At 57.4% G+C, this 5,657-nt stretch carries 8 protein-coding genes; 4 read left to right on the forward strand and 4 right to left on the reverse strand.

Features of this window, described 5'->3' with window-relative positions:
- Window positions 1-150 precede the first annotated feature (150 nt).
- Window positions 151-726, forward strand: a complete 576-nt coding sequence (gene phnN, locus ACRESJ_RS02495) for a phosphonate metabolism protein/1,5-bisphosphokinase (PRPP-forming) PhnN (protein WP_431756482.1) — start codon at window positions 151-153, stop codon at window positions 724-726.
- Window positions 727-795: 69 nt separating this feature from the next.
- Here phnN and ACRESJ_RS02500 read toward each other — a convergent pair whose 3' ends face one another.
- From ACRESJ_RS02500 to ACRESJ_RS02510, 3 genes are all read right to left on the reverse strand, one after another.
- Window positions 796-1,371, reverse strand: a complete 576-nt coding sequence (locus tag ACRESJ_RS02500; RefSeq protein ID WP_431756483.1) for a PIN domain-containing protein — start codon at window positions 1,369-1,371, stop codon at window positions 796-798.
- On the reverse strand, window positions 1,368-1,835 hold the full coding sequence (locus tag ACRESJ_RS02505; RefSeq protein ID WP_431756484.1) for a helix-turn-helix domain-containing protein: 468 nt from the start codon (window positions 1,833-1,835) through the stop codon (window positions 1,368-1,370). Before ACRESJ_RS02505 ends, ACRESJ_RS02500 begins: the two co-directional genes overlap by 4 nt.
- Before the next feature lie 83 nt (window positions 1,836-1,918).
- The gene (locus tag ACRESJ_RS02510; protein WP_431756485.1) at window positions 1,919-2,806 is read right to left on the reverse strand and encodes a LysR family transcriptional regulator; all 888 of its coding nucleotides are present in this window, start codon (window positions 2,804-2,806) and stop codon (window positions 1,919-1,921) included.
- A 163-nt stretch (window positions 2,807-2,969) separates the two neighbouring features.
- Between ACRESJ_RS02510 and ACRESJ_RS02515 the strand changes: the two genes are divergently transcribed.
- Together ACRESJ_RS02515 and ACRESJ_RS02520 are read left to right on the forward strand one after the other, a co-directional pair.
- Window positions 2,970-3,182: a type II toxin-antitoxin system HicA family toxin gene (locus ACRESJ_RS02515; RefSeq protein WP_431756489.1), complete on the forward strand. Its 213-nt coding sequence runs from the start codon at window positions 2,970-2,972 to the stop codon at window positions 3,180-3,182.
- A complete protein-coding gene (locus tag ACRESJ_RS02520; protein WP_431756486.1) occupies window positions 3,182-3,586 on the forward strand; it encodes a type II toxin-antitoxin system HicB family antitoxin in 405 nt (134 codons plus the stop codon). The genes ACRESJ_RS02515 and ACRESJ_RS02520 overlap by 1 nt, the downstream gene beginning before the upstream one ends.
- A 61-nt stretch (window positions 3,587-3,647) precedes the next feature.
- Here the strand turns inward: ACRESJ_RS02520 and ACRESJ_RS02525 are convergent, their stop codons facing one another.
- Window positions 3,648-4,853: an MFS transporter gene (locus ACRESJ_RS02525; RefSeq protein WP_431756487.1), complete on the reverse strand. Its 1,206-nt coding sequence runs from the start codon at window positions 4,851-4,853 to the stop codon at window positions 3,648-3,650.
- A 321-nt stretch (window positions 4,854-5,174) separates the two neighbouring features.
- Here ACRESJ_RS02525 and ACRESJ_RS02530 point away from each other — a divergent pair, with 321 nt between their 5' ends.
- Entirely contained in the window at window positions 5,175-5,618 is a 444-nt protein-coding gene (locus tag ACRESJ_RS02530) for a hypothetical protein (RefSeq protein ID WP_431756488.1), read from the forward strand.
- The last annotated feature ends 39 nt before the right edge of the window (window positions 5,619-5,657 follow it).

Below are 5,657 nucleotides of genomic sequence, written 5' to 3' on the forward strand. Positions count from 1 at the left end.
GTCTATGGGTTTTTCGCGAGCAAGCTCGCTCCTACAGGGACCCTTTAACTGACTGGTATTAATCTTCAGGTCGTCTTTTTGGTGCAAACATTGTCAGGACGGATTAGTAGTGGTCCCACAATTGTTGCGAGAAGCGAACAGGGTGTTTTGATGTCAGGCAGGTTGATCTATCTCATCGGACCTTCCGGTTCGGGCAAGGACAGCCTGCTGGTTGCTGCGCGAGTGCCGTTGGCCGAGCGTGGCTGCCGCATCGTTCGGCGGGTCATCACCCGTTCGGCGGAATCTGTGGGGGAGGCCGCGCAAGGTGTCAGCGCCGAGCAGTTTGCCGAGATGCAGGCTCAGGGAGCGTTTGCCCTGAGCTGGCGCGCCAATGGCCTGGCCTATGGTATCCCGCGAGAAATCGACGACTGGCTGGCGGCGGGGCACGACGTGCTGGTCAACGGCTCGCGCGGACACCTGACGCAAACCCGCGAGCGCTATCCAAACGTATTGGTGGTGTTGCTGACCGTGGATCAAGCCGTATTACGCCAACGCTTGCTGGCACGCGGGCGTGAGCCTGCAGCCGAGATCGAACTGCGGTTGGCGCGCAATGCCCGTTTCAATGAGCGTGTGCTGGCCGATAACGATCCAGCATTACTCGTGCTCGACAATTCCGGACCGCTGGAAAGCACGGTCGAGCGTTTGCTGGCCTGCATTGACGAGGACACCCCTTCGATGAGTGCTTGATGGGGCATCGTGGAGAATGTCAGCGTTAGGTTTGATGGACAGGTGCTTTAGCGTCATCCTGATTTGGCTTCAAAGCATCGCTCGGTAACCGTTCAGTGCCTTGACTGTTTGAACCAGCCCTTGACGTAACAAAAGGTCAAGGTAGGCACCGACATCCATCGCAGGTGTTTTCAGTTGGCTGCGTTGCCGTTCGGCAGCAGAGATTACTGCCGTCGGATCCAAATCAAAGAGGTTTTCGACGAATTCGTCAGGGTGCTGGGCTTCGATACCGAAGGGGGTCAGCGCCGAGCATGGGAAGTCTTTTTGATTAAACGTCACGATGACGCTGGCATTGCAGTGAATCGCGGCAGCCAGCACATGTCGGTCATCGATGTCGGGTAATGTCAGTCCAGCAATCAACTCTACGTACCCGCTGACGCAAGCGTCGGGTATGGCCTGATCCATCAACTCGGACGTGCGATTCAATTGTTCTTGGGTCAGGTCCGGCCGGTTTTTCAGCAGATTGCGTTTCCATTCGTCATGAATCTGCGCAGACCATCTCGCCCGGAAGCGTCCGGAAAGCGCGAGCCACATCAGAAAATCTCTCAAGGGCGCGGGGTAAAGCACGCAAGCGTCATATACAGCGGTAAAAGAGGAGTGCCTCACTCGTATCCTGTCCTTAGCATCTGTGCCTGCTCGGCGAGAAGCTTCATTGCCTGCTCGCTGGCGGTGTCGCGCCGGTTTTTATAGTCCATCAAATCGGCAAAGCGCACACGTCGGTGCTTGCCGGTTTTGTGGTAGGACAGTTCGCCGTAATCCAGCAGCTTGATCAGGTGCGGGCGTGAGACGTTGAGCAGGTCTGCTGCTTCCTGTGTGGTCAGCTCCGCGTGTACGGGGACCACTTTGACGGCATTGCCTGCCGCTAACTCAGAAAGGATATCGACTAATAGTCGGAGTGCGGAGGTCGGTAGCTCGACGCTATGGGCTTTGTTCTGCTCGTCGAAGATCTGGATGCGCTGGGTTTCGAATTGAGTGGCGAGGTAGGCAGTCAGGGCGCGCTGCCCTTCAATGGCAACCTGAATTTCGTGCTCTGCGGGCAAGCTGATCGGTGGATGAACGACTGTCGACATGATGGTTTCCAATATTTTGAATAATCGATGTCGGCAGGCTATTCGAATTATTCGAAATTCGCAATAAACGAAACTCGTGCGTTTCAGACGTTTTCCTTCAACAACCCCTGCACATACTCAACAAACGCCCGGGCCTTGGCGCTGGCCATCCTGCCAGTCGGGAACACCGCCCACAGGTCCAGATTCGACAGTGTCCAGTCGGTCATCACTGCCTTGACTGACCCGTCCGCCAGCTCCGGCGCAAACATCCATTGAGAGGCCATGGTCAGTCCTTGATGGGCCAGTACGGCTTCACGCAGACCTTCGGCGGCGTTGATGCGTATTCGGCCACTGATGATCACGGACTGTTCTTCGTTGGCTTTCTTGAATAGCCAATTGGCACCGCCGCCGAGGGTGTAGACGATCGCCTGATGCTTGCCCAGGTCTGCGGGGTTGGTGGGCTCGCCGTGTTTATCGAAGTACGCGGGAGTGCCCAGCACCACTCGGCGAGATTCAGCGATTTTGCGGGCGGTGAGGCCCGAGTCGTTCAAGGCGCCCATGCGCAGGGCAATATCGACGCCTTCTTCCACCAGATTGACGTTGCGATCATCGAGTACCAGGTCGATGTTCAACGCCGGGTTCTGCTCAAGGAACGGCCCCAGGTGCGGCACGATATGCAATCGGCCGAAGGTCACAGGGGCACAGATCCGCAGGTTCCCGGTCAGTCCGCTGGCCGCACCGCGCGCGGCGTTTTCAGCCTCATCGGCTTCTTCGATGGCGCGTTTTGCCCGCTCGAAAAATGCCATCCCGGCCTCGGTGGGTGTCAGGCCACGGGTCGAACGCAGCAGTAACCGTACCGCCAGCCGTGATTCGAGCTGCGCGATGGTTTTCGATACGGCGGGCTGACCGATATTCAAGCGTCGGGCAGCGGCGGAAAACGAGCCGGTTTCCACCACGTACACGAAGGTTTCCATTGCAGCGAGGCGGTCCATTTGAATTTCCTTGGTTATCGGCAATCCCTGTGGGAGCGAGCAATATTGTTTCAGGCTCCGGCACACTCTGTAAAACAACCAAGCGTCGAGCCACAAGATTTTGTGCTTGAGTAAAGATAACTCTAGGGTTATTTTTATTCGAGCCAAGGCAAGGAGGCTGGTGGTGCAGAGCAGGCTTTTGATCAAGGAGTTGATGGAGGCGGGTTGGACCCTGGATCGGGTCACTGGCAGTCATCACATCTTCACGCACCGTTACAACCCATACATCATTCCCGTCCCTCATCCAAAAAAGGATTTACCGATAGGGACGGTCAAGGGCATCAGGAGGCGAGCCGGGCTGTACTGCCCGCCCGCCAGTTACGCAGGAGATCCATAATGCAATATCCAATCTGTATCGAATGGGGCGATGAGCACACCGCCATCGGTATTCAGATCCCCGATATTCCTGGCGCGGTCACGGCCGGGGATACGTTCGAAGATGCCTACAACGCGGCCGTTGAAATCGCCCACATCATGTTGCAGGAAATGGCGGCAGATGGAGAGACGATTCCGATGCCGACCTCGGCAGCAGTGCATCGTGACAATCCGGAGTTCGCCGACATGGGGTGGGGAATGCTGGAGCTGGACATCTCGCCGTACATGGGCAAGACCGAGAAGGTCAATGTCACGCTCCCCGGCTATGTGATCCAGCGTATCGACCGCTACGTGCGTGAGCACAATGTCAAAAGCCGCTCGTCCTTCCTGGCCGATGCGGCGATGGAGAAGCTGGTTCGGCAATGAGTGTCAACAATCGCGAGCAGGCGGCAATTCCCCTGTAGGAGCAGAGCTTGCTCGCGAAGCTTCATGCCGTCGCCAACGAAACCTTCTGCGAAGCACTCAAGAACCGCACCAACGCCAACAGTGGAAACGCGCTGCCGACAATCACGATCCACAACCAGCCACCGTGTTCATACACGGCACTGGCCACCGAAGATCCGAATGCGCCGCCGATGAAGATGCTGGTCATGTACAGCGCATTCAGGCGGCTGCGGCTTTTGGCGTCGAGGGCGTAGACCGCACGTTGGCCCAGGACCATGTTCATCTGTACGCAGAAGTCGAGGACCACTCCGGTCACCGCCAGGCCGATGACGCTGTAGACCGGATGGATGAACGCGGGCAAGAAACTCAGGCTGGCGAACAGCAGCGCCAACAATGAAGCGATGCGGGTATGGCCGGCATCGGCGAGGCGACCAGCGATGGGTGCTGCGATGGCGCCGATGGCGCCCACCAGGGCGAAGATCGCGATCTGGCTTTGCGACAAACCATGATTGCGCGCCAGTTCCAGAGGCACCGCTGTCCAGAACAGGCTGAACGTGGCGAACATGCAACCCTGGTAAAACGCGCGCTGGCGCAGCACCGGTTGTTTGCGCAACAGCGTCCACAACGAGCCCAACAGTTGTCCGTAGGAAGCGCTGTGATCCGGCTGGCGCTTGGGGATGGTCAACGCCAAAACGATGCTGATCGCTGCCATCAAAACCGCAGCGATCACAAACATCGCCCGCCAGCCAAAATGATCGGCCACCACGCTGGACACCGGCCGCGCCAGCAGAATGCCCAACAACAACCCCCCCATGATCCCCCCGACCACGCGACCGCGAGATTCTTCCGGCGCCAGGTGCGCGGCCAGCGGAATCAGGATTTGCACCGAGACCGAACTGAACCCTACCAACAGCGAAATCAGCAAAAACACATTGGGCTGATCAGTGAACGCGGCCCCCAACAGGCTGGTAATCGCCACCAGCGTGGTGATGATCATCAACCGGCGGTTCTCCAGCAAGTCTCCCAACGGCACAAGGAAAAACAGGCCCAGCGCGTAGCCGATCTGAGTCAACGAAACAATCAGGCTGGCCATGGTGCTGGTCAGGCCGATGTCCGGAGCAATGAGGCCGATGATCGGTTGGGCGTAGTAGATGTTGGCCACAATGGCGCCGCAGCAAAAGGCGAACAGCAGCACCATGCCTCGGGTCATTGTCGCAGCGCCGTGGGGCACCTGAGTCGCTGGGTTCATAACGTGTCTCGCTGTACAGAAGGGAATGCGCGCAGGCTAATGGCCAGACGGTATCGGCGGAAGAGTGTTTGGAGTGATAGCAGTCATTCCATTGCGGAATGAATAACGAACGTGCCGATCGTTCGCCGATGACCGCGATATCAGAGTATGAGGGCCGATCATACAGTCACGGACAACATGCTCGATAGCTTGCTTATGTTTTCTGTCCAGCGTCATTACACAGAAGTGACCGACTATCCGAAGAAAAGCCCACATTTACCGGGCAACTAGAATCAACTGGGGGATCACTTCAACGTGTCCTTACAAAGCGGGAGTTTCACGATGAAAATCGTATCTTCGCTGGCGTTGGTGGTAGCGGTTGGGTCGATCTTTGGTTGTTCGACAGTGCCTGATCGTCAGGTCACCAACGTTCCCTTGAACGCTACTGCCGTCAATGCCGGGAACATCGCCCGGCCCATCATGATGTCCGACGGTAATGCAACGGTGTTCTGGTTCGCGGTCAGTGGCGAGACCATGGGCAGCGCTTTACCGGGCCGTTTGCAGGCATACATCTATCCTGGAAGTTGTACGAACCTGGGTGCGAAACCGGCCTACGACATGAATGACGGTCCGAATGCGCGGTTCTACTCATCGGCGTCACACCAGTATTTCTGGAAGAGCGCGCCGGTAGCCGTGGAAACACTTCGAGCGGGTGGTTATGCACTGGTGGTGCGTGAAAGCCCAGCGGACGGGAACCAGGATATTTTTTGCGGCAACTTGGGCTAGCTCGGTGTATCCGATCCTGTGTAGGAGCTGCCGCAGGCT

The organism is Pseudomonas sp. (assembly GCF_050739655.1).
Classification (GTDB): Bacteria; Pseudomonadota; Gammaproteobacteria; order Pseudomonadales; family Pseudomonadaceae; genus Aquipseudomonas.

Excerpts from the sequence above, each read along its gene's own strand:
- ACRESJ_RS02505 (WP_431756484.1), bottom strand. The coding sequence starts at position 1,835 with ATGTCGACAGTCGTTCATCCACCGATCAGCTTGCCCGCAGAGCACGAA.
- ACRESJ_RS02510 (WP_431756485.1), bottom strand. The coding sequence starts at position 2,806 with ATGGACCGCCTCGCTGCAATGGAAACCTTCGTGTACGTGGTGGAAACC.
- ACRESJ_RS02525 (WP_431756487.1), bottom strand. The coding sequence starts at position 4,853 with ATGAACCCAGCGACTCAGGTGCCCCACGGCGCTGCGACAATGACCCGA.
- ACRESJ_RS02530 (WP_431756488.1), top strand. The coding sequence starts at position 5,175 with ATGAAAATCGTATCTTCGCTGGCGTTGGTGGTAGCGGTTGGGTCGATC.
- phnN (WP_431756482.1), top strand. The coding sequence starts at position 151 with ATGTCAGGCAGGTTGATCTATCTCATCGGACCTTCCGGTTCGGGCAAG.
- ACRESJ_RS02520 (WP_431756486.1), top strand. The coding sequence starts at position 3,182 with ATGCAATATCCAATCTGTATCGAATGGGGCGATGAGCACACCGCCATC.